Below are 24,690 nucleotides of genomic sequence, written 5' to 3' on the forward strand. Positions count from 1 at the left end.
TAAATTCAGCTATTCACAGATAACGGAACAACAAAACCCGCCCATTCCCCCACCGATAACGGAACAACAAAACCCGCCCATTCCCCCACCGATAACGGAACAACAAAACCCGCCCATTCCCCCACCGATAACGGAACAACAAAACCCGCCCATTCCCCCACCGACAGGCAATCGATTAATCCCAAACTGGACAACCCAACCCACCTTATTCTCAACCGCGATCGCACTAAAAAAATGTCGAAATTGGGATTTTAGGGAATTGGTTAGGTGAAAGATTAGGGCAGGGCGGGTTTTGTCGAAAGGTGATTGGTGACTCCATTAATTTTGTCCCTAAACCCGCCCCTACAAGGGAATTGGTTAGGTAAAAGATTAGGGCAGGGCGGGTTTTGTCGAAAGGTGATTGGTGGCTCCATTAATTTTGTCCCTAAACTCGCCCCTACATTGGGTTTTATGTCCCGATATCATATTTTCTGAAACTCAAACCCTTGCACCGCTATTAGAGAAAATGTATCATTACTCCCCCAGCTTCCCCAGCTTCCCTAGCTCCCCCAGCTTCCCCAGTATTTCCACGCCTGCTGCACTACAGCACTCTCAAAATACTAGGAATACTATCCACCGCTTCTAACGCCTGAATTTCGGCTAAGGCTTTGCGGAAGTTTCCTTCCCGGACATCATGGGTGACAACCACAATTTCAGCTAACTCGTTCTGGAAGCCAATTTGTACGACTGACTCTAAACTCACCCCATGATTACCAAAGCTAATCCCCAGATGACCAATTACACTGGGTTGGTCTTTGGTCATAATTCGGGCATAAAATCGAGTGACTAATTCCGAGATTGGGGCGATGCTGCAATAGTGTTGATGCACACAACTTAATAAGGGATGCAGGTGATGGGTTTCTCCCGCCGTTTTCAATACCGCTGCAATATTTAAAATATCGGATACCACCGCACTCGCCGTTGGACCTGAACCAGCACCCGGACCAAAGAACATCACCTGTCCCAAGGGTTCTCCTTCCACCAAAACCGCATTGTAAACCCCATGGATACTCGCCAGGGGATGGGCTTGGGGAACCAGAGTTGGGTGTACCCTAATCTGTAGCATGTCTGATTCGGGTTCACTGGTGGAAACCCTCGCCTCTCGCTTGGCTACCGCCAGGAGTTTAATCACAAAGCCTAAGTTCTGGGCGTAGGCAATATCGGCGGCGCTGACTTGGCGAATCCCTTCACAGTGAACATCGTCTAACTTAATCCGTCCGGCAAAGGCTAAGGAGGCGAGAATGGCAATTTTATCAGCGGCGTCCAATCCTTCAACATCGGCGGTGGGATCAGCTTCGGCATAGCCTAATTTTTGGGCATCTGCCAGAATATCGGCAAATTCTCCGCCCTCGCTTTCCATGCGGGTGAGAATGTAATTGGTGGTGCCGTTGACAATCCCGGTAATGCTGTGAATTTGATTGACGCCTAAGGACTGTTTCAGGGGTTGAATCACTGGGATACCCCCACCCACCGCCGCTTCTAGGAGAACATAGACGCCTTTTTCTTCGGCGGCGGTAAAGATTTCAGCCCCATAGCGGGCGATAACGGCTTTATTGGCGGTGACAATATGTTTAGAGTGGGCAATGGCTTTGAGGATTAGCGATCGCGCGGGTTCTAATCCTCCGAGTAATTCGACGATAATATCAATCTCTGGGTCAGTGACAATCGACTCCAAGTCCGTCGTCATCACCTCAGGCGGCACCTTTACGGATCGGGGTTTATCGAGCGATCGCACGCCGACTCGATGAATGTCAATCGCTCGCAGCAGGGGATTGCGACCTGTAGGGTCTTGTAAAATTTTCGCTGTTCCCGTGCCAACTGTTCCCAGTCCCAGTAAACCGATTTTAAAAGCCACAGTTCTTATCCTAAAATTTTTAGCATGACAGAAAAGGGTTTATCTTTTCAAGACATCAATAGTTTATAATTCCAACCAACCGTCATCCACATAACTAATTTGGGCAAAGGGACTCAACGCGGATAGGACTTGAGTCCCGTAACTGCGATGGTTCACCCGATTGTCTAAGAGGGCAACAATCCCCTGACTCTCGCGCACGGGTGCAACTGCCCGTTGTAATTCTCGCAACGCGGCGGGTAAGAGATACAAGCGAAACCAATCTAACCGTTGCTGTTTGTAATACGCCACTTTACCTGCCACCCAGGGATATTCTAGAGAGGGTAGGGGTAACGTGGCAATAATTAGCAATTGGGGGGAGGGTAAACAGTGCTGCTGAGAGCGCCAGAAGTCCCAACCACAGACGAGAATACCATTGTCCTCTAACTGGGTCGTTTCCACCTGAACCCGGGAACCCAATTCAGCGGCTAACACTGCCCCTAACTGGGTTTTCAGGGGAACATCCCCGACTAAAATGACGATCGGGGTTTTCACTGGATGGGTTGCCCCTAAAAGGGTTCGCACTTGTTGAAACAAGGCATGGCGGAACCGGGGCGTATTGGGCATCGGTAGCCCATCGGGTAAATAAAGCTGAATCAGTTTACTATGGCGGTCAGGCGAGAATTTTAAGCAGGTTAACTCTCCTAAACCCAGTTGTTGACGGTAAACCTCAGCCGACGCCTCCAAATCTAGCGCCGCGCCCATTAAAACTATCGGTTGTGCTGACCAGATGGAGTTCAGGGCTGTTGCCACTTCTGTGGGTTCACAATACAGGGAAAACTGACCCTGCGATCGCTCAATTGCTGCCCAGGTAAACTGATTGGATGATTGCCAGCATTGCCAAAACCGTTTCCAGGCGGGTGGTAGATAGGCAGACTCGCCACCATTTGCCGATTGTAAGACCGCAAACAACTCCTGGAGAACCGCTTGTGCGTCCGATTCTAACAGATAGCAATCATACGGATTGGCTGGACGCTCAAATAAGCGTTTGGTTAGCCGTACCCGCCTATCCCGAATCCAATCTACCTTTTGTGGATGGGCTAACATCAGGTCATGCCAATCCTGGGGGTGAATTGTACACTTGAGTTGATCACGCACCCAGTCTTCTAAATCATCCGCTTGGTCAATGAGGGTGGGAATACCTGGAGGAAACGCCCTTTTCTCCCCTAAACGGCTTGCCAACCACGCTTCGGGAGTGGTAATCAGCAGTCCTTGAAAATCCTCATCTGGGAACGTATCACCAACGTGAATCGCCTTATTCGTACCCATCCATTCTTGCAAGCTGGGAATTTCGACTTGTAGCAGCCATTTTTGCACTGACACCGGTGCCACAATCATCACGGGGTTCTGCCAGATTAAGGCAGGTGCCAAGTAACTCAGGCGATAGGGTTCTTGGGGACTTCCCGTTTGAATTAATGCAGAACGCCCCAAGCGCAAAGCCCGCGCCACCAGCCGCGCCATGGTTAAATGGTGGGGCCAGTTGGGTTGACCTTGCTCTCGCAGAAAGGCACGTAGAGAGGAATGGACTTCGACTTCAATCACGTTAATCTCGTGGAAAGAATGTTCCCAGAACGATAGACAGCTATTCTCATCTTGCCTCAACCTGAGGATGAGTCACTACAACTGAATTTTGGAACTTATCTAGTGTGACATAAGAATCGAGGATTAGGTCTGGCGCTGGGGTATGGGGTATGGGGTGTGGGGTGTGGGGTGTGGGGTATGGGGTATGGGGTGTGGGGTGTGGGGTGTGGGGTGTGGCGTGTGGGGTGTGGGGTGTGGCTTACAGGTGTAGGTTTTTTATTTTAGGGTGGGGACAAGACAATGAGGACAAGGATGGAAAGAAGACAAGGGGGAAAAACCGTACAGAATTAGGTTCGGTCAAGCTAACTTCTAAAAGCCGGAACGCCCTATTTTTCGTTCTCACTCTTCCTTGTCTACTGGTCTACCTGTCTTCCTTGTCTTGCCTAAACCCCAATCTTAAAAGACCTACCCTTGTGAGGGGGGGGAGCGAGCAATTTTGGCTCACTATGTATTAAAGTTTCCTGTTTGGAAAAAACGTTGTGGATGAATAGGTGAGGTGAATGGTGGTAGGTGTTAGGTTTTTTAGCCGACAACAGACACCCGACACCCTACACCCTTTTGTACCGGAGTAGGTTCTGTTAAGCTGTTCGGCAAATTTCCCAAAATGAAATCCTTGCTATACCTGAGTTTTAAGCCGTTCACCGCGATCGCATACTTCCTGTGTCGGTGTAACCCTTACCAATTCTACATTCCTGCCTGCTGACGTTTGACCTTGTTTAAGTTCCCAAACTTTGAGCAAAATTAGATACTCATAAAATGCTTGCAACGTACACCAAGCAAACCCAGCTTTGCCATCTAGACATCCCCCTAGCAAGAAATACATATAGAACCAGCGCAGCAGGGGACGAAAGGGTAAACGTAAGGATAAATCTTTCAAAGCGCGGCGGCGTTGGACTTCAGTACGTCCCCAGAATAAATCCGACCAATTGATCGGGTGATGGTTTAATTGATAAAGAGTTTCTTTGGCTTCATCGGTCGAGTAACGATTGTGCTTGTCTATCCAGCGACTAAAGCCTTTGGAACAGGTGTAGTGGGGATAAGTTTCTGTTAAAAATCCGGTGGTGCCGTTACAAACTTCTCGTTCTGTATGACCATAGTCGGTAAACCAAACCTAGTGTTTATTGAACAAGCGCAACTGATAGCGAGGATATTGGGTACTGTGGCGAATCCAGTGGTTCATAAACATGACTCGTTCTGCCACATAATACCCAACGGGTTCTGAGTTTCTAATCGCTGCTAAACATTCAGTAAACAGTGCAGGCGTCATTCGTTCATCGGCTTCCAGGATATAAATCCAGTCGTATTTCGTGGGGACATGGCGTAACATCCAAGTGCGCTGTTTGCCGTGAGATTCAAAGGGATGCTGGATAATCCGGACAGGATAGCCTTGGGCGATTTCTACTGTTGCGTCACTGCTATAGGAATCGACGACAATCACATCATCAGATAGACTGGCTGACTCGATACAAGCGGCGATATCGATTTCTTCGTTATGGGTGAGGATAAATATAGAGAACATTACTTTAAGTCGTTAGGCATCATAAAAGTTAACGGTGGAGAGCGTCATTGGTCATTGTTCAGTTGTCATAGTTCCCAAGTGCTGATGGTACGCCAAAATGTGCGAATGTAGGGGCGCAAGGCTTGCGCCCTTATTCTTGTAACGGTGAGGGTACATCATTTAGTAAAGACGTTCCGCCGGAACGTCTCTACAACTATGGCTCTTCCACCGAACAGGATATTACGTTATTGGGTTTGCTTTTTCTTGAGCGCTGAAGTGGCACCCATGGCACCAATGGCGAGTAAACCTAAGATGGAAGCGGGTTCAGGAACGGCTTCAACAACTGGACCGGACTCCAAGCCATCAGTTGTGGCTAATGGTTCCCCATCACGTTCTAACAACCATGTATCAGTCCGAGAATCAAAAGACAAACCTGTGAATATCGGTGCGTCAGGGTCCTCAACATCGCCTTCTACGGTTTGGAAGGTGAAATCAATAGGGAACAGAGGGTCATCAGGATCAGTGCTGGGACTAAATTGATTACTGCCTATGAGATATTCAAAGTCATGAAACGCTTCAATAACGGTTTCTGAACCGCCATCAAATGCCATTAGCGTCTGTCCGACTAAATCAACCTTATACAGAGGGTTTCCTGAATCAAACACGGTGTAGGTGTGGGACGAAACATCTTCTTCGGTAATGAGTCCGCTTGCGATATCTGTAGTAAACATCCCCTCAACAGAGAACATACCACTTTCCAAAAACCAGTCAAATGAACCAGCTTCTGCTTTAGGCGCGTCAACGGCAATGGCTACAGATAAAGCAGCACTTGTGGCAACAGTCGCAGCAATTTTGGTAACGATGGTTTTCAGTGGGATGGAACTCAAGCAACCCAATTTTTCCGTTCGTCAGGTACGTTCACAAATGGAGCCAATTTATCCAGTTCAGATTCTGACCTCGGGTACTTGCTTCTTCCTGGGAGTTTTCGATTATTTGAGGACGATGGTTTTCCTATATTAGCGGGCGCAGAAACACTCACTCCTGTTGATCCAAACGTCGATCCTGAACCCGTTCCTGAACCCGCAACTATCCTAGGTTCAGTGACTGCTTTGGGAATGGGTCGATTACTCAAGAAGAAATCTGCGAAAAAGAACCAGAAAGACAAAACCAAGTCATAGAAGTAATAACCTTTCATGCTTTCTAGTGATCAACGATGAATGGGTTGGATTCACCAAATTACGGTTATCCAATCCATTATTTTTTATGAACATGAGACTTGTTCTAGGGAAAAGTGGCAAATCATAACGCACATAAGCCGAATTAAGTTGCTGATGCTGAACCTGATCAGGCTGGCATCGAGTAAGCTGTTGGTGTAAGCTATTACAGCCAGTAGGTTGGGTTGAACAGAGTAAAACCCAAACCCAACAGAGGTATCAGCATTTCCAGAAGGGTTTTGAATCTGTCAAGGTTGTTCATTCTTATCCTCTGAGGCTTTAATATTAGTGTTCGCGACTAAATTTAATATTAACCTCAGCAACTAATTATGTGAACTCTGAGGCTAAAATACTAGATAATATCCTTAGTAGAGTTGTGGCATCTTAGAGGCATCGACGACGAGACTGGCTCACGAAAAGCCAGATTGGTAGCTATAGCCCTATCTCATTGAGGAAGAACTATGTCTGTTAAATGGCGCTTGAATGTGCTGATGGCTGAGCGATACCTGAAAAATAAAGACTTGACGGAAGCAACGGGAATGCATCCCGTCACTATCTCTAAGTTGAAAAATTCTCAGGAAATGCCAGAACGATTAGAACGGGCAACCCTGGAAAAGCTCTGTGCTGCTCTTAACTGTCAACCCGGAGACTTAATGTTGTGGGAACCCGACTCGGAAACAGTAGAAACGTCTGACTCGACTCATCAGCCGAGTAAGCACAAACATCAAGGAGCGTCACCGTCAGAGCTACGTCGGGGACTGAGTACAGAAAAACCTCCCCAAACCTCTATAGATTTGCTAGATTCATTGCCTGGTCAAAGACCATTTAAAACAGCGGAAGAAGCTGACCAATATCTCCAGCAGGAACGTGGTTCATGGGACAACTGATACTGCATAATATCTAGGAAAATGACGAACTGAGTCTCCCTTGAGTCCAGTCATTAACTCACGTTGCAGGAGAAAGACATGAGAATTCACCGCCTTGAACTGATAAACTTCCGAAACTTTGAACATACTATATTTGATTTTCCAGAACGCTTTACAGTGCTGGTAGGAGATAATGGTACAGGCAAAACTGCCATTCTTGATGCCATAACAATAAGTGTAAGTTGCCTATTTTGTAAATTTGACAACTTTAAACATCTCGAACGTCAGTTCAGCGATGACGATGTACGTCAAGTGAGATATAAAAAAGGACAAACACCAACTATTGAACCCCAATATCCTGTTGTATTTGATTGTACGGCTGTGGTTGATGGAGCTAAAATTGCTTGGACAAGGCAGTCACTGCTTGTTGATAGAATCGTCGAGAGAGGGAAAACTAATCTACAGGTAGAACAAATCGTCTCTCCCTATATCGTGAAGCTCTCAGAACAGATTCAGGGAAAAGTCCGTAGAGGAGAAAACATATTATTGCCCCTGATTGCTTATTATGGAACAGGTCGCCTCTGGCTACAAAACACGGAAGAATCTGTTGAAACTATTAAACCTGGATCGCGGATGTTGGGATATGTCAATTGTTTAGATCCAACCTCAAACTCAAATGTGCTGATGAGGTGGTTGAAAACGATGGAAATTGCAGCGCTTCAGCGGGGAGAATCGATTCTGGTACTTGATGCTGTTAAAACGGCAATTGCTAATTGTTTAGAAGACTGTCAGAGTGTTAGGTATGACATTCTTGAGGATGAATTGATCACAACATTCAATGATGGACGTATACTACCATTTCGGATGTTGAGTGATGGGTTTCGGAATATGTTTGGTATGGTTGCCGATATCGCCTATCGCGCCGCAGTATTAAATCCTCAACTCGGACGTGATGCTGCTCAACAAACTCCGGGTATTGTATTAATAGACGAAATCGATCTGCATCTGCATCCCAAGTGGCAGCGGCGAGTTGTTGATGACTTAAAGAAAACGTTTCCTAATATTCAATTTGTAGCCACAACCCATTCACCTTTTATTATCCAATCTCTGCGAGAAGGAGAACTGATTAATCTAGATAAACCAGCAGCGACAGAAGAGTATGAAAATAAAAGTATCGAGGATATCACAGAGTATGTGATGGGGGTAGAAATTCCCCAAAGAAGTGAGCGTTACCAGAAGATGATGGAAGCCGCCCAAGAGTATTATCGGGTACTGCAAGACGCTAAAGATGCTCCTCCAGAACGCATCGAAGAACTAAAAACTAAATTAGATGAGTTGACAATGCCCTATAGTGATGATCCTGCTTATCACGCTTTTCTGAAAATGGAACGAGAAGCGGCTGGACTAGGTAGGGATAAGCAATGAGACCGATTGAACGAGGTTCCTGTCCTACTGAAGCGGCAGGTATCCCTAAACTATTTCGTAAGTATCAAGATGCACGGGGCGATTTAATTACGAGAATAGGAGAGTATTGTTCATTTTGTGAAACACCGCTTGGCGCTTCTGAGGATTTTGGTCGGTGTGGATGACTGTATTCTCCGAAGACACTGATATGTTGAAGCGGTTGATTCATGCTTTTGAGGGGACTTGCCAGTCCTGTTTCAATGACCAGTTTCAGCCAATCCCTCGCCCTGGTGGGGCGCTGTGAATCGTGCAGGTTGTAAGTTGGGTTGACGACAGGAAACCCAACCATATAGAAACCCAACAATATAGAGCTAAGGTTCCCTTACTACTGGCATGGCACAGCTACAATGCTGGAAGACACACTACTGATGGTAAAGGTGCGTTACGCTTCGCTAACACACCCTACAAACTGATAGGTTGAAGCGATTTATTGATAGTTTTGAGGGAACTTGTCAGTCCTGTTTCAATAACCAGTTTCTGCCAATTCCTCGCCCTGGTGGGGCGCTGTGAATCCATCCCGGTTAATTATCTCCTTGCCAAGCCACCTTTATCGGGGCGGGTTTAGTCACATCAGGGTCAACCAAGAAAGGATAGCCGTCAAACCCGCCCCTACAGTCTCTGATTCAGGATTACTAGCCAGACCCCCATTACGCCTTGCCAGAGTATGAAACAATAGTCGGGGGTATCGGCGTGGTTTGATTCGCTTTGGTGTACTTTCTGCTCAGAAGACTTAACCTAGATGTCACTGACTTTAGAGTTTGTAGTAAGCGCTGTCGGGAGCTTCTGACACGCTTCATCAAAACTTTATACGGTTTTATGCCTTTTTTTAGCGAGTTCAAATCATTTGTGAACAAAAATGACACTGAAAGCCTTGTTCTGTCAGCATTGCTATTTCACAACTCATTTATACAGCTGATCAATTTTAAACCTTAATAGTTTAAAGACTCTGTGAAGTTGAAGTAAATTTCTTGACAAAAAAAAAGGGGGGGACACAAAATAAAGCTAATCACGGCAATCAATTAATCCGTTGAATTCAACAAAATCAGAGGTAACCAAAATGCATAATCTAGGAAAAGTATTAGGCACAGCAGCAACATTATTAACCTTCAACCTCATTTGTTCTAATTTTGCTCAAGCGTCAACAATAGCAGTAGATCCTAGTGGGGGGGGGACACCTGTAGCTAGTGCAGATGCAATTCACGGTTGGAGTTTTACCGTCAATAATACTGTTGCTCTAGATGAACTCTTACTTTTTGATCTAAATAGTGATGGTTTCAGAGGAAATCATGATGTGGGAGTGTGGGATACTAATTCAACTACCCCACTCTTACAAGGAACTTTTTCAGCAGGTACAAGCAACCCTACTCTTGCTAGTGCAGATAGCCGAGGAATATGGCGCGTTCTTGGTGTGCCTAATCTGCAACTCAATCCCAACACAACTTATGTAATTGGTTACTACAACCCCGCAGATGGATATGATGCTACTGTTGCTAGTTCCTCTGTTTTTGGTCCTTTGAATATCACGACCAGTTCTGACATTGTATTTGGTGAAGCTCGTGAAGCGTTAAATGTTGCCAGTCTAACTCGACCGGATGATTTTTCCTCCTCAAGAAACCCGGGTTGGTTTGGTCCGAGTTTTACAACAACTTCAGTAGAACCTGAACCCGTTCCTGAACCCGCAACTATCCTAGGTTCAGTGACTGCTTTGGGAATGGGTAGATTACTCAAGAAGAAATCTGTCAAAAAGAACCAGAAAGATAAAACCAAGTCATAGAAGTAATAACCTTGCACGCTTTCTAGTGATAAACGATAAATGGGTTGGATTCACCAAATTACGGTGATTCAATCCATTATTTTTTATGAACATGAGACTTGTTCTAGGGAATTGACACAGCTAGAATTGTGGAGGCAAACTCTACTGATGAGAAAGGTGCGTTACGCTTCGCTAACACACCCTACAAACTGATAGTTGAAGCGATTTATTGATAGTCAAGCCACGTTTATCGGGGCGGGTTTAGTCACATCTGGGTCAACAAAAAAGGATAGCTGTAAAACCCGCCCCTACAGTCTCGAACCTGATCAGGCTGGCATCGAGTAAGCTGTTGGTGTAAACTATTACGATTGGGAAACGTGTAATTATGTCACTCGCTGAGATACTTCCTGCTGCACGACAACTCACCCCAACGGAAAAGCTCAAACTGATCCGAATTTTGGCTGAGGATTTGGAGACGGCTGAGGATATTTCACCGTTGGAACCCTTTAAAATTTATGACTTGCCAACCCCATACAATTGCTTTGGGGCAGGTGCAGTTTTAATGGAAGCCTTCAAACGCTCAGATGCAAGTCAGCAGTGATATATGCGGTTTAAATATTCAACCACTAAGTGGATGGACACAATAAAAGCTAACGGTGGAGACCGTCATTCGTCATTTGTCATTCGTCCTTTGTAAGGGTTTAAGGACTATTTACAAAACTTAGAGAGCGTGCCGTTTTCTGCGATCGCCCAAATCGCAGTTCGTAGGTTGGGTAGAGCGCAAGCGAAACCCAACAGGCTAACGATGGTGGGTGTTGGGTTTCGTTCCTCAACCCAACCTACAAAGGTGACTGCCATGACCCAGCTAAAATAGGGCTTTGTTTGTAGTGAGAACTTTAGTTCTCGCTCCACAAGCGCGAAAAGAGGGCTGAAGCCCTCACTACGTTCAGCCAATTCCTCGCCCTGGTGGGGCGCTGTGAATCCATCCGTGTTAACTATTTCCTTGCCAAGCCACCTTTATCGGGGCGGGTTTAGTCACGTCTGGGTCAACAAAAAAGGATAGCCGTCAAACCCGCCCCTACAGTCTCTGATTCAGAATTACTAGCCAGACGCCCATTACCCGATACAATTATCCCTGTGCCATTTGTACAAGGGTTCCATGTCTACTATCTCCTCTGCCCCCTTTTCCCCCGAAGAAATCGCCGCTGAAGGACTTAAACCCGACGAATACGCGGAAATTGTTAAACGTCTAGGGCGTCACCCCAATAAAGCTGAACTGGGGATGTTTGGCGTTATGTGGTCAGAACATTGTTGCTACAAGAACTCCCGCCCTCTCCTCAAGCAATTCCCCACCACCGGGAAACGTATCCTTGTGGGTCCGGGGGAAAATGCTGGCGTGGTCAACTTGGGCGACGGACTCCAACTGGCGTTTAAAATTGAATCCCATAACCATCCCTCGGCGGTGGAACCCTATCAAGGTGCAGCCACAGGTGTTGGTGGAATACTGCGGGATATCTTTACGATGGGGGCGCGTCCCATCGCGGTTTTGAATTCCCTGCGCTTCGGTTCCCTGGATAATCCCCGCACCCGACGCTTATTTTCGGGGGTTGTGGCGGGTATTTCTGGGTATGGTAACTCCGTTGGTGTCCCTACGGTTGGCGGTGAGGTGTACTTTGACCCCGCTTATACCGGGAATCCCCTGGTTAATGTGATGGCGCTGGGATTGATGGAAACGCCAGAAATTGTGAAGTCTGGGGCGTCAGGGATTGGCAATCCAGTGCTGTATGTGGGGTCTACTACCGGGCGCGATGGTATGGGCGGTGCCAGTTTTGCGAGTGCAGAACTCACCGATAAATCAATGGATGACCGCCCAGCGGTGCAAGTGGGAGACCCCTTCTTAGAAAAATGTCTGATTGAAGCCTGTCTAGAAGCCTTCAAAACCGGGGCGGTTGTCGCGGCACAGGATATGGGGGCGGCGGGGATTACTTGTTCCACCTCGGAAATGGCGGCAAAGGGGGGTGTGGGGATTGAGTTGGATTTAGATTTAATCCCTGTCCGCGAAACCGGGATGGTTCCCTATGAATATTTACTCTCGGAATCCCAGGAACGGATGCTATTTGTGGCACAGAAGGGACGAGAACAGGAGTTAATTGATATTTTCCACCGTTGGGAACTGCAGGCGGTTGTCGCGGGTACGGTGATTGAAGAACCGATTGTGCGGATTCTGTTTCAAGGGGGAGTGGCGGCGGAAATCCCGGCTACGGCGTTATCGGATAATACGCCGATTTATGATCGGGATGTGTTGACTGAAGCGCCAGAGTATGCGAAAAAAGCGTGGCAATGGACGGTTGAGTCATTACCGAGTTGTAACCGTACCGGAATCGAACTGTCGGGTGAGGCTAAATCCTGGACAGAGATTCTCCTGCAACTCTTAGATACACCCACGATTGCCTCGAAACGCTGGGTCTATCGCCAGTATGACCATCAGGTACAAAATAACACCGTGATGCTTCCCGGTGGTGCAGATGCAGCAATTATCCGCTTACGTCCGCCGGAATCGGGGCGAAATTGCCAATCGGGTGTTGCAGCTACGGTGGATTGTAATTCTCGCTATATCTATCTTGACCCCTACCAAGGGGCAAAAGCAGTCGTAGCCGAAGCCGCCCGTAATTTAAGCTGTGTGGGGGCAGAACCTGTCGCCGTCACCGATAATCTGAATTTTGGGTCACCGGAAAAGCCGATAGGATACTGGCAACTGGCATCGGCTTGTCAGGGTATCGCTGAGGCTTGTGCAGAATTGGCGACGCCTGTGACGGGGGGAAATGTCTCGCTGTATAACGAAACCTTGGATAGTCAGGGCAATCCGCAACCGATTTATCCCACGCCAGTGATTGGGATGGTGGGGGCGATTCCGGATTTGAGTCAAATTTGTGATCAAGGATGGCAGCATGAAGGTGATTTAATTTATGTATTGGGATTACCGCTAGCGGTGACTACGCCTCATCTCACTTTGGGGGGTTCGGAATACTTAGCCGCGATTCATGGAGTTGTGGCGGGGAAACCCCCCATCGTGGAGTTTGAGTTAGAACGTCAGGTACAAGCGGCTTGTCGTGAGGGAATTCGCCGCAGTTTCCTGAATTCAGCCCATGATTGTGCCGAGGGAGGATTAGCCGTGGCGCTGGCGGAATGTTGTATTTCTGGCGGATTGGGGGCTGAGATTGACTTAGGATGGACGGAGGCGTCTCTAGAACGGCGTTGGGATGAGATTTTATTTGGTGAAAGCGCTAGTCGGATTCTGGTGTCGGTGAAGCCAGAAGCCCAAGGGGATTGGGAGGCTTACCTGCGGGAGTCTCTAGGGGAATCTGCCCAGCATTGGCAACGGTTGGGGAGGGTTAAATCTCTATCGGAAGGATTAAAAATTTCAATGAACGATCATCTTCCCTTAATCAACGCTACGATCGCAGATATGAGCGATCGCTTTTTTAACGCTCTAGAACGCCGTTTGTAGCCGTGTTAAGGCAGTCACGGCTGGCAAAGGACGTAACTTGCCGATTCGGGATGTGAGTATGACGAAGGACGAACGACATAAGACAAATGACAAATTAATGATATTGTTAAGGCATCGTTAAGTTTAATTAACGATTCCCGATTAATTTGCGTTAATACAAGTCGAACTGACTGCCACTATCAGGAGTAAGCTAATACCCATGATTCTCCAGCCACCCCACTCCTCTACCCCCAATCTTGCTGAATCTGATCAGATTATCAGCCAACGCCCCGACAAACCTGAAGAAGCTTGCGGGGTTTTTGGTATCTATGCACCAGACGAAGATGTCGCTAAGCTAACTTATTTTGGTTTGTTTGCCCTGCAACATCGGGGTCAAGAATCAGCGGGGATTGCCACCTTTGAAGGAGAACAGGTGCGTCTCTATAAGAATATGGGACTTGTCTCCCAAGTCTTTAACGAAGATATTTTGAACCAAATGCCCGGAACAATCGCGGTGGGTCATACCCGTTACTCGACAACGGGGTCGAGTCGGGTTGTCAATGCCCAACCTGCTGTGGTGAATACCCGCTTAGGGTCTTTGGCTTTAGCACATAATGGAAATTTAGTCAATGCTCCAGAGTTGCGAACCCATTTAGAGAACCGCAACTATGATGAATTTTTGACCACGACGGATTCTGAGATGATTGCGATCGCGATCGGTGCGGAAGTGGATCAAGGCAAGGATTGGTTAGACGCGGCGATTAGTGCATTTAACCTCTGCCAAGGTGCCTATAGTTTGGTAATTGGTACGCCGGAAGGGGTGATGGGAGTGCGTGACCCCCATGGCGTTCGTCCCTTGGTGATTGGCACCTTAGGCACAAATCCGATGCGTTATGTCCTCGCCTCAGAAACCTGTGGGTTAGATATTATTGGGGCAGAATACCTGCGGGATGTGGAACCGGGAGAATTGGTTTGGATTACCGAAGCTGGGATGGCGTCATTCCACTGGAGTCAAAAACCCCAACGAAAGCTGTGTATATTTGAAATGATTTATTTTGCCCGCCCGGATAGCGTGATGCAGGATGAAACCATCTACAGCTATCGGCTACGTTTAGGGCGTCAACTGGCAAAAGAAACTCCGACTGACGCCGATATTGTGATTGCAGTACCGGATTCCGGTGTTCCCGCCGCGATCGGCTTTTCCCAAGAGTCGGGAATTCCCTACGCGGAAGGGTTGATTAAAAATCGCTATGTGGGGCGCACGTTTATCCAACCGACGCAGAGTATGCGAGAGTCGGGGATTCGGATGAAATTGAATCCGTTGAAAGATGTGCTTACGGGTAAGCGAGTGATTATTGTGGACGATTCCATTGTCCGGGGAACCACGAGTCGGAAGATTGTCAAAGCGTTACGGGATGCCGGGGCGACTGAGGTTCACATGCGGGTGTCTGCACCCCCTGTGACTCATCCCTGTTTCTATGGAATTGATACCGATTCTCAAGACCAGCTTATTGCTGCAACCAAGTCGGTTGAGGAAATTGCTGAACAAATTGGTGTGGATTCTCTGGCGTATGTGAGTTGGGAAGGGATGATGCTGGCAACTCAAGATAATGCGAATACGTTCTGTTCGGCGTGTTTTACTGGAGATTATCCGATTCCCGTTCCGGAACGACTAAAACGATCTAAGTTGATGCTGGAAGAAGCGACGGTTTAAGCAACTCACGAAGAACATTCCTTGGCTTTTGCTATAAATCGGGCGCACGTCGGTGCGCCCCTACTGTTTTTGGGCGCTTCAAGCTACCATAGGGCTTATTCAGCAGACCCTACCATAAAAGTCTGTTCCACTATTCCCTATTCCCTATTGCCTACTGCCTTACTTTTAGAAATTTTTTTGTAGTAAATACTACCGTTTTTTCAGTCCTTTGAAGGTCAAGGGTGGGAATTGACTTTCAATAACGAATATGCTAAAAACAGAAAATCTTGATTGCAGCTTTACAAGTTTACCGCTAGACAATCAACTTACCAAAGTATACAGCGTTTACAAATCATTTGTAAACCCCAAAAGGTTTAAAAGCCTTCTTGTTGAATTGTGTTCAGGGTTTCTTGCATCTCTATGAAAACGCTATCTATAGCGAATTACCAGGGTCACTCGTTGATGGGTGGACTAGAGAAAGAAACGTGTTAAGGAGTAAAATCTAGATGTCGAGCTCATCATCTGTTAAGCCTCAAACATTAACAACCAACGATTGGAGACTTAGTCCGGGTTATTTGTGTGAAGGGGGATCTGATTTTGAATCGGTTCACATTTTATTGGGTCGGTTTTTAGCGGATCGGCATTCAGACGATCCTTTGCCTGACGTATCCATGATGATGGAAAACGAGGGATTTGAATGGGGCAAAGGATTGCCGTTGGAAAAGGTGATTAATTCCCAGGATGACTTGGAATTCCTGATGAAGCACCCGAACTTATTTCGCAATGCGATCGCGGTGATCGAACCCTGGGAACACGTCGGGTGCAATCACATTGGTGAAGAGGTGCGGGCGTCGCTGAATGTGGCGTATCTGGCGCAAAAAATTGCCGATTGTGATTCAATTATGTTCCCGTTTTGGTCGTCGGGTGTACTTGATCCAGAGTTAGTTGTGCCGATCATCACGTCAGGATTAGCGGTGGTGGTAGAAGGCGGTGATCCGTCAGTACGCGATGCTAGCACCTTTAACGATGCCAAATGTTCCCTGGAGGATCTGCATACATTCACCGATAAACTACTGCTTTCGCGATCGCCGACCAGTGCGCCCGCTTTATTTATCTGCTTGGGGCATCAATTGGCGGCACAATCTCACATTCGGTTAATTAAACGGGCAGTAAAGGAGGTACTCAGCTTAGACTATCTGGCACGCGATCGCAAGGGTAAAGCCCTAAAGTCTTTGAAAAAAGTCTGCCAGCATATTCAACATGTGGGGAGTACGTTACAGGTGAAGAAGAAAAATGGACACCTGATTGCCAAAAACTGGGATGATCCTGAATTTGCCGTCGGTCCCAATGAAAAGAAAGAAGTAGGCTATCGTCAGTTATGGCATTATGAATCTCCCGATAGCGACACGTCTGATATTCCAGAAGACTTGATTATCGCCCATGAGGTGAGTGCTGATGAATTTGAAGGCGTAATCGATACGTCGATTGAATATGAACATGAATTAAATATTTCCATGTTCCACTCCGATGAAGTGAATGAAGAAGCGATTCTCTTTGCAAACTGGGCATATCGCCTGCTGCATGATGCAATTATTTCCCATCGGCATATTTTAGCCGGGAGTCCCTTATCCTGGTTAATGCAGCTTCCCTTTGCTGTGGAAATCCTTTGTTCAACGGCTGACGAAACGGAAGTCGTGACAGAATGTTCAGCAACCTGTATTAACTACAAAGATTTCGAGAGTAAACTGATCCGTCGTTCGTTTACCTGTCAATTCCATCCAGAACTCCTCCAAGATCTACGGGCTATTGGTCACCGTCATCCTCCGACTTATGATGAGTTAAAACATGACGATGGCGCTCGTTTATTTGCCCGACTATTGTATTCTGGGATGCAGGAATAAGGGCATGGTGAAGGGAAGCTAGGGGAGTTTCCCTGAGCTTACAGGTGTAGGTTTTTTATTTTAGGGTTGGGACAAGACAAGGAGGACAAGGATGGAAAGAAGACTTGGGGGAAAAACCGTACAAAATTAGGTTCGGTCAAACTCGCTTCTAAAAGCCGAAACGCCCTATTTTCCGTTCTCACTCTTCCTTGTCTACTGGTCTACCTGTCTCCCTTGTCTTACCTAAACCCCAATCTTAAAAACCTACCCTTATGAGACACCCCACACCCCACACCCCATACCCCACACCCCACACCCCATACCCCACACCCCACACCCCATACCCCACACCCCATACCCTGCCTACCTTTGACGCGAGCTTGTCACCCCTTCAGGGAGCTTCCCTTAAAATTATGACCCGACGAGCGCGATCGCACCACAGCCAATCCGTCCGCCTGCATGACCCGTCGGTTGACCAAAGTCATCGGCTTGGTCGTGAACAATCACAGCCCGACCTGCGATCGCATATTTGTTTCCATGAAAGGTGAGTCCGGGTACAGTGACATTTTTGCCCCCATCACCATTACTCGCCACTGAGATATTGCCTAAGTCTCCAGGGTGGGCGCTGGTAAACCCATCTTTAACCAAATCACCATGTTTGACCCCATCGGGGTTGAAATGACCGCCCGCTGCTTTACCTGCATCTTGACAACTGCCAAATTCATGGATATGAAACCCATGGGTGCCAAGAGGCGCATTATCAATATCTGCAACAATTTGCATTCCGGTTGGGGTTTGGGTAAATTTAACAGTCCCCATCACCTGGGCGGGATCTGAGGTGCTTTTGACAATGGCTTGAGCCATCGGTGGTGTGGTTTGCGCCAAGGCAGATGGAGTGTAAATTAGGGGAACTAGGGTGAATGCGATCGCGATCACAACGAGTTTAAAGAGTTGATGAATTCTGTTCATAACCAGTTAAAATTAGACTGTGGAGTTATTCTACAAAAAGGCGGCGACACTAGCCCATCCCTCCTTTTGATGATTCCCACCGCTCTCGGTTTGTTGAGTCAACTACTGCGGATAAATGACAATGAACAACGAATCGGATATTTATATCTTTAACTTATATTAAGTATAGATTAAATTAATATTAAAAATATGAATTGGCGGCTGAATCCCTAACTATCATGAAGTCACAACTTCGATCACGTTCAGGAAAAAACGTCTAGAAAGGTTTAAGCGAAGAACTAGCGTAGTGCAGTAAAAAGCAGTGACCCGGTTAACCAGCCCGAACCCAGGAACCATTCATCGATTCACTTAACGGGTTGCTGACTACAAATCACTAATACTAGGTTCTCGATCGATTGTGTGGGTGTCATCTGGTTTTCTGTAGAGAACTTGTTCAGTAATCAAAATTGTCGGCTGACGTTCCTGAAAACGAGTAACAATAGCTACAGACAAGACCAAGTTTTACGGATTAGTTTTTACGGATTTTAACCCCTAACGGCGATTACCGAACTGACGTTCTCTGTAGAGTGAACTAATTAGACCAATTATCTGGATTTAAATAAATTGGCAGAGCGTTGAAAACCATCTGAATAGCCATTATACCGAGGATAAACAGGCAAGCTGTAGTTCAGTTTATAAACTGTCACAGTTTAATTTGCTACAGCACTATCTTGCCTCTTAAATAACAGTCAAACTAAGTAGAAGCAAGTTCTTAGGCAAATCTTATGTTATCGGTGCTAGACCCTACTCCAAACCCCAACCCTATATCGCTGAAGGTACTCATCGTTGAAGATGGGTATCAAACGATAAAACTATTGGGAGAAGGATTATGTTCAGAAATTAGATATTCGTTTATTATTCAACAAGTCAGGCAGAGTTGTCAAGCCCTAACCCGATTACGTCAGGAAGCCTTTGATCTTCTGGTTGTCCATCTATCCCACGCTGATCCTCACGTTTTCGATACGGTTACTCAGATCAAACAGTTAGGCTTAACCCTACCCATTCTCGGATTAAGGGCGAACGAGGATGAAACTTTAACCCTGCAAGTTATCCAAGCGGGAACCCCGGATGATCAGGTAACAGAAAATCTCAAAAGTTACCGCTTAATTCGGGCATTGCGTCATGCGATTGACAGTCAGCAACGCCAAGAATACCAACGTCTGAATCAGGAAAAATATCAGTCGGTTATCGATAATGTCAAAGAAGTCATTTTCCAAACCGACACCCACGGACATTGGACATTTCTGAATCGGGCTTGGACAGAGATTACTGGCTTTTCCATCGCTGAAAGTATCGGGACATCCTTTTTAAACGGTATTCATCCGGATGACTTGCAAAAGGGGCGAGAAAAATTTGATTCACTGATTACTGGAGTCCAACAATCCTGTCGTCATACGGTGCGCTGTTTGACCCAATCGGGTGACATTCGTTGGTTGGAGGTACATGCGCGGACAAATTTTGCCGCCGATGGAACGGTTTCGGGAACCACAGGAACCCTAAATGATATTACGGAACAAGTGTTAACCCAATCCGCCTTACGCATTTCCGAAGAACGACTGCAAATGGCGTTATCTGGGAGTGATTTGGGATTATGGGATTGGCAATTAACCACGGGGGAGGTTTATTTTAATCCGCAGTGGAAAGCGATGCTGGGGTATGAACCAGACGAAATCGACGATAATTTTCAGGCGTTTGAACAATTGGTGCATCCTGAGGATTTATCGAGAGTGAAAGCCGTATTAAATGCTTATGTAGATCGGCTAATTCCTACGTATGAAGTCGAATTTAGAATGCGATGTAAAACCGGGGAATGGAAGTGGATTCTGTCTCGTGGTAAAGTCTTTGAGTGGGATGAAGCCGGGAATCCGGTAAGGATGACAGGGACTCATCGGGATATTAGCGATCGCAGACAAGCGGAGGACGCTTTACGGGAGTCAGAAGCCGGGGAACGCAAAAAAGCGTATCAGTTAGAACTCGCCTTGTGTGAACTTAAAAATACCCAAGCGCAGTTGGTACAAACAAAAAAAATGGCATCCTTAGGACAGTTGGTGGCGGGAATTGCCCATGAGATTAATAATCCCATTGGCTTTATTTCTGGAAATGTTGGCTTTGCCCATCAATATGGGTGTGATCTGCTCAGATTAATTGATCTCTATCAACAGTATTATCCTCACCCTGTTGCCCCAATTCAAGCGGAAATGGAAGCGGTTGAGCTTGACTTTCTCAGGACAGACTTTCCCAAAGCCCTCAACTCGATTCGCGAAGGCGTTGTTCGGGTTCAAGACATTGTGCGATCGCTACAGCATTTTTCGCACCTGAATGAGGCGCAGATGAAGACAACTGATTTACATCAGGGGTTGGAGAGTACCTTGATCCTCTTACAGAATCGCCTCAACAAAAAGCCCAACCGACCCGCGATTGAAGTGAATAAACAATTCGGTCAGTTGCCTAAAGTCGAATGTTATCCGGGTCAACTTAATCAAGTGTTCATCAATATTATTGGTAATGCGATTGAGGCGTTAGACGAAAAAATACAGCAGAATGATTCCTTTATACCCCAGATTAGGATTAGTACGGAACTCTCTGAGGTAAATTCAACCGTGATTATTCGGATTTCCGATAATGGTTTAGGTATTCCTGCTCGTTTGCAAGAGCATTTGTTTGAGCCGTTTTTCACCACAAAACCTGTCGGACAAGGAACAGGATTGGGATTAGCCGTAAGTTATCAAATTATTGAGAAACACAAAGGAAAAATTACCTGTACTTCTCAAGTTGGTATCGGCACAGAATTTGTGATTGAAATCCCGATCACGCTGAGCCACAAAACAGAACAATTGGGTCAAATTCAATGGTTACGCCAAGCCATCGGCGCTTGAGGTTGGCTGTTAAGCAGTTATAAGCCAACACTCTCCTATAAGATGGCAGAAATAACTCCCAATGAAGGTGCCAGACATTTCTCTAACTGCGGCTTCATCGTTTAGAGATGATTGAGCAAGCGCTAAAGGCTTATAATTGGCGAGTTAAGTAGGTTGGTGGAAATAGACTTAACTAGATTAAGTTATGTAAACAAGCCTCAAACCCTTACTGTTCCCTGTGACACACCGAGCGAAGCCGAGGTGTTCCCTAATCTCCACCGCTAACTTTAATTGTGTCCATCTACTTAAGGTGAATGGTACTGACTTAAAGCTGGTGGGCAATGCCCACCCTACGATATATCAAGGGTGGAGGTGATCTCAAATTAATAATAAACAACTTATCTATTAAATATAAGCTGTTTTTTGTAGTTAATTATACAGTAATTATTTTACATTTACTCGTTGAATAGTTGTAACAAAACAATCTATTCATCAGAGGTATTCTATGCCCGACGTTCTATTTAAAGTAGACCTAACTAAACCCATGTCAGAACAGGAGTTAGTCGGTCATAATCGCTGGCATCCTGATATTCCCGCCGTGGTTTCTGTCAATCCTGGCGATGTCTTTCGCATTGAATGTAAAGATTGGACAGATGGACAAATTAAAAATAATGATAGCCCCGATGATGTGCGGGATGTAGATTTAACGGTGGTAAAGGAGCCAATTCTGCCAACTTAGTATAATAAAGCAGAGGGAGAAGGTTATAAGGAGAAATAAAGGTATGCCGTTATACGAATTTCGCTGTGATACTTGTGGGGATTTTGAGAAATGGCGCACATTGGCAGAAGCAGGAACACCGCTGCTTTGTCCAACCTGTCAGAGGGTAGCGAAACGGGTATTTTCTGCGCCCATGGTGAATTTAAATTCGGGGAGTTTACCCAAACCAAAGGAACCGCGACTGGTGAAGCGTTATACGGAATCGACAATACCAACGTATAGTCAGCAGAAAAATGGACGCCCTTGGATGGTGAGTCATTAACATTAAATAGGGGTCAATTGGGCAAAAGATAAGACGCAGGAGAAGACAATTTGTCAGCGCGGGTTGTACCGATAAGGTTATTGAGAAAACTGATAACTGGACTAAACCCGCTCTTAGGAAAAATCACAGGGAAAGGACAATTGAGCGAGAACAAATAGGCGGACTAAAAATGTTGCAAGGTCTGAGTTAAAACTCACCCACTTATGCAACAATAAAAATGGCAACGTGCCGCTTTTTGCAAAATTCAGTCATGCCAGTCCGTTCATGTCCTCTTCCTTACCCCAAATCTTATTGGTTGATGATACTGTGGCTAATCTGCAATTAGTCTCAGATTTTTTAATGAAAGCAGGATTTAACGTCCTCGCGGTTAAAAGTGGCATCCAAGCGTTAAAAATTGTGACAATAACTTCACCGGATCTAATTTTGTTGGATGTGGTGATGCCAGAAATGGACGGGTTTGAAGTCTGTCGTCGTTTAAAAGCGCAGGAGGAAACCCAAGATATTCCAGTTATTTTTATGACAGCCGTTGCCGATCGCGCGAATCCGAGTTATAAGATTAAGGGGCTAAAACTGGGTGCTGTAGACTATATCAGCAAGCCAATTCAGCTTGAAGAGGTGTTACTTCGTGTCCAGACTCACCTGCAACTGCGGGCGTTAACCCAGCAACTCACTGCACAAAATGCCTGCTTACAGCAAGAGTACGAAAAGCGTCATCAAACCCAACAGATCCTGCAAGAAACCGAACGTCGATGGCGATCGCTGTTAGAGAATGTGCAACTACTGGTTGTTGGCTTAGATTGGCAGGGGGATGTGGAGTATATGAACCCCTTTGGCTTAGGCTTAACTGGCTACACTTCAGCCGAAGTTTTCGGGAAAAACTGGTTCAATACATTTATCCCATCCTCCGATCAGCCGCAGCTTAAACAGGCTTTCCATGAACTTTTATACCACAACAGCCACCCCTACTACCAGAACTCCATTCTGACCAAATCCGGTGAAGAACGACTGATTGCGTGGAATAATACCGTGCTAAGAGATATTACTGGCGCGATCGCAGGAATCATGAGTATTGGCGAAGATATTACCCAGCGTCAGGCTGTGGAACGGATGAAAAATGAATTCATCTCTCTGGTGAGTCATGAACTTCGCACTCCACTCACCTCAATGCGCGGTTCTCTGGGTTTGCTTAAGATGGGAGTCTATGATAATCAACCTGACAAAGCCAAACGGATGTTAGATATTGCGGTAACAGACTGCGATCGCTTGGGGCGGTTGGTGAATGACATCCTGAGTTTAGAACGCTTGGATTCCGGTCAAGTGACGCTAGTTAAGGAAGTCTGCGATGTGGCAGATTTAATCAAACATTCCGTCGAAGCGATAGACGCGATCGCGGAGGCGGCGGGAATTGCTATCCAGGTGACTCCCCTATCAGCTCAAGTGTATGTTGCGCCTGATACGATTATTCAAACCCTGACGAATCTATTGAGTAATGCGATCAAGTTTTCTGAGAGTAATACGACGATCACCGTGGGTGTCCAACATCAGTCAGATTGTATTTTATTTCACGTTACCGACCAAGGACGAGGAATTCCCACGGAACACCTTGAACGCATCTTTGGGCGATTTCAGCAAGTCGATGTTTCCGATTCCCGCCAAAAAGGAGGTACTGGTTTAGGATTGGCGATTTGCCGCAGCATTATCCAGCAACATGGGGGGGAAATTTGGGCGGAAAGTACCCTTGGTTCTGGGAGTACCTTTTATTTTACATTGCCAGTTTATAAAGAATCAGTTCAGTAATATCTAAGTAGGTGGACACAATTAAAGTTAGCGGTGGAGATTAGGGAACAGGGAACAGGGAACAGGGAACAGTAGGGTTTGAGCCTTGTTTACATAACTTAATCTAGTTAAGTTTATTTCCACCAACCTACTTAGTTATTTTTCATTCACCGTTTGTCCGGCAATCCCCAACTTGAACAAAGTAAGTTGGGGTTAACTAACAGTCCGTAAATATCTAGACAATTAGTGACATAACTGGACATTTTCTGTGATATAACCAGGCAATGTCTAGTTTACCCCCCAACAAGCAGCTACTCGACTTTTTGTGACGGTCTTGCACGTTGCACCGATGGGAACTCAACGGCTGGCTGATGAGCTTCTCGGACGGCTGGTGGTTCGGAGTCGATATGATATTGTTGACTTAATTGGTAAATATGGGAGTCGAAGTCATAAGCAAAAAAAAATAGTGACCGAACTGAGGGAGGTAACCAAAAAGCGATGACGACGATAACTTATTGCAAAGGCTTGCCAACTCCTGCCGATGAACTTAACCCCATCGGTTTCACCGACTTGGAGATGTTTTTAACTTCATTGTCCGATATATTCTATCAAGCAACAGTTGAAACCGTTAACCATTTATTAAAT

The 24,690-nt window shown here is 46.2% G+C and carries 16 protein-coding genes and 3 pseudogenes; 14 read left to right on the forward strand and 5 right to left on the reverse strand.

What is annotated here, in order from left to right; genetic code table 11:
- Positions 1-271: hypothetical protein (locus RIE73_RS04700; protein WP_446400094.1), on the forward strand; the 271-nt coding region annotated here is incomplete at its 5' end.
- A gap of 309 nt (positions 272-580) precedes the next feature.
- Here the strand turns inward: RIE73_RS04700 and RIE73_RS04705 are convergent.
- From RIE73_RS04705 to RIE73_RS04720, 4 genes and pseudogenes are all read right to left on the reverse strand, one after another.
- Entirely contained in the window at positions 581-1,894 is a 1,314-nt protein-coding gene (locus RIE73_RS04705; RefSeq protein WP_446400095.1) for a homoserine dehydrogenase, read from the reverse strand.
- 63 nt (positions 1,895-1,957) lie between these two features.
- The gene (locus RIE73_RS04710; protein ID WP_446400096.1) at positions 1,958-3,472 is read right to left on the reverse strand and encodes a helicase C-terminal domain-containing protein; all 1,515 of its coding nucleotides are present in this window, start codon (positions 3,470-3,472) and stop codon (positions 1,958-1,960) included.
- A 655-nt stretch (positions 3,473-4,127) separates the two neighbouring features.
- Positions 4,128-5,030 (reverse strand): annotated as a pseudogene (locus tag RIE73_RS04715) (glycosyltransferase family 2 protein).
- Between the two features lie 224 nt (positions 5,031-5,254).
- The gene (locus tag RIE73_RS04720; protein WP_446400097.1) at positions 5,255-5,896 is read right to left on the reverse strand and encodes a PEP-CTERM sorting domain-containing protein; all 642 of its coding nucleotides are present in this window, start codon (positions 5,894-5,896) and stop codon (positions 5,255-5,257) included.
- Positions 5,897-5,974: 78 nt separating this feature from the next.
- On the opposite strand from RIE73_RS04720, the gene RIE73_RS04725 reads away from it, so the two are divergent.
- The 8 genes from RIE73_RS04725 to RIE73_RS04760 all read left to right on the forward strand — a co-directional run bounded on the left by RIE73_RS04725 (position 5,975) and on the right by RIE73_RS04760 (position 17,387).
- Positions 5,975-6,187 (forward strand): PEP-CTERM sorting domain-containing protein, encoded by a 213-nt coding sequence (locus RIE73_RS04725; RefSeq protein ID WP_446400098.1) that lies wholly within the window; start codon positions 5,975-5,977, stop codon positions 6,185-6,187.
- Positions 6,188-6,684: 497 nt separating this feature from the next.
- Positions 6,685-7,110: a helix-turn-helix domain-containing protein gene (locus RIE73_RS04730; protein WP_446400099.1), complete on the forward strand. Its 426-nt coding sequence runs from the start codon at positions 6,685-6,687 to the stop codon at positions 7,108-7,110.
- A 78-nt stretch (positions 7,111-7,188) separates the two neighbouring features.
- A complete protein-coding gene (locus RIE73_RS04735) occupies positions 7,189-8,514 on the forward strand; it encodes an AAA family ATPase (RefSeq protein WP_446400100.1) in 1,326 nt (441 codons plus the stop codon).
- 1,096 nt (positions 8,515-9,610) lie between these two features.
- Positions 9,611-10,327: a PEP-CTERM sorting domain-containing protein gene (locus RIE73_RS04740; protein ID WP_446400101.1), complete on the forward strand. Its 717-nt coding sequence runs from the start codon at positions 9,611-9,613 to the stop codon at positions 10,325-10,327.
- A gap of 364 nt (positions 10,328-10,691) precedes the next feature.
- The gene (locus RIE73_RS04745; protein ID WP_446400102.1) at positions 10,692-10,907 is read left to right on the forward strand and encodes a hypothetical protein; all 216 of its coding nucleotides are present in this window, start codon (positions 10,692-10,694) and stop codon (positions 10,905-10,907) included.
- Between the two features lie 558 nt (positions 10,908-11,465).
- Positions 11,466-13,814, forward strand: coding sequence for a phosphoribosylformylglycinamidine synthase subunit PurL (gene purL, locus RIE73_RS04750; protein ID WP_446400103.1), 2,349 nt, complete (start codon positions 11,466-11,468; stop codon positions 13,812-13,814).
- Between the two features lie 199 nt (positions 13,815-14,013).
- Positions 14,014-15,507 carry an amidophosphoribosyltransferase gene (purF, locus tag RIE73_RS04755; protein ID WP_446400104.1) on the forward strand — a complete coding sequence of 498 codons (1,494 nt, stop codon included), beginning with the start codon at positions 14,014-14,016 and terminating at the stop codon, positions 15,505-15,507.
- A 485-nt stretch (positions 15,508-15,992) separates the two neighbouring features.
- Positions 15,993-17,387 (forward strand): hypothetical protein, encoded by a 1,395-nt coding sequence (locus RIE73_RS04760; protein ID WP_446400105.1) that lies wholly within the window; start codon positions 15,993-15,995, stop codon positions 17,385-17,387.
- A 390-nt stretch (positions 17,388-17,777) separates the two neighbouring features.
- On the opposite strand, the gene RIE73_RS04765 is transcribed toward RIE73_RS04760, so the two are convergent.
- A complete protein-coding gene (locus RIE73_RS04765; RefSeq protein WP_446400106.1) occupies positions 17,778-18,335 on the reverse strand; it encodes a superoxide dismutase family protein in 558 nt (185 codons plus the stop codon).
- A 764-nt stretch (positions 18,336-19,099) separates the two neighbouring features.
- On the opposite strand from RIE73_RS04765, the gene RIE73_RS04770 reads away from it, so the two are divergent.
- From RIE73_RS04770 to RIE73_RS04790, 5 genes and pseudogenes are all read left to right on the forward strand, one after another.
- A complete protein-coding gene (locus RIE73_RS04770; RefSeq protein ID WP_446400107.1) occupies positions 19,100-21,250 on the forward strand; it encodes a PAS domain-containing protein in 2,151 nt (716 codons plus the stop codon).
- Between the two features lie 484 nt (positions 21,251-21,734).
- Positions 21,735-21,944: pseudogene (locus tag RIE73_RS04775) on the forward strand (acetamidase/formamidase family protein); the annotation flags it as partial.
- 67 nt (positions 21,945-22,011) lie between these two features.
- Positions 22,012-22,269: an FmdB family zinc ribbon protein gene (locus RIE73_RS04780; RefSeq protein ID WP_446400108.1), complete on the forward strand. Its 258-nt coding sequence runs from the start codon at positions 22,012-22,014 to the stop codon at positions 22,267-22,269.
- 264 nt (positions 22,270-22,533) lie between these two features.
- Positions 22,534-24,066 (forward strand): hybrid sensor histidine kinase/response regulator, encoded by a 1,533-nt coding sequence (locus RIE73_RS04785; RefSeq protein ID WP_446400109.1) that lies wholly within the window; start codon positions 22,534-22,536, stop codon positions 24,064-24,066.
- A gap of 304 nt (positions 24,067-24,370) precedes the next feature.
- Positions 24,371-24,475 (forward strand): annotated as a pseudogene (locus RIE73_RS04790) (IS607 family transposase); the annotation flags it as partial.
- Positions 24,476-24,690: the final 215 nt, after the last annotated feature.

Source organism: Coleofasciculus sp. C1-SOL-03 (assembly GCF_040220555.1).
GTDB lineage: Bacteria > Cyanobacteriota > Cyanobacteriia > Cyanobacteriales > Coleofasciculaceae > Coleofasciculus.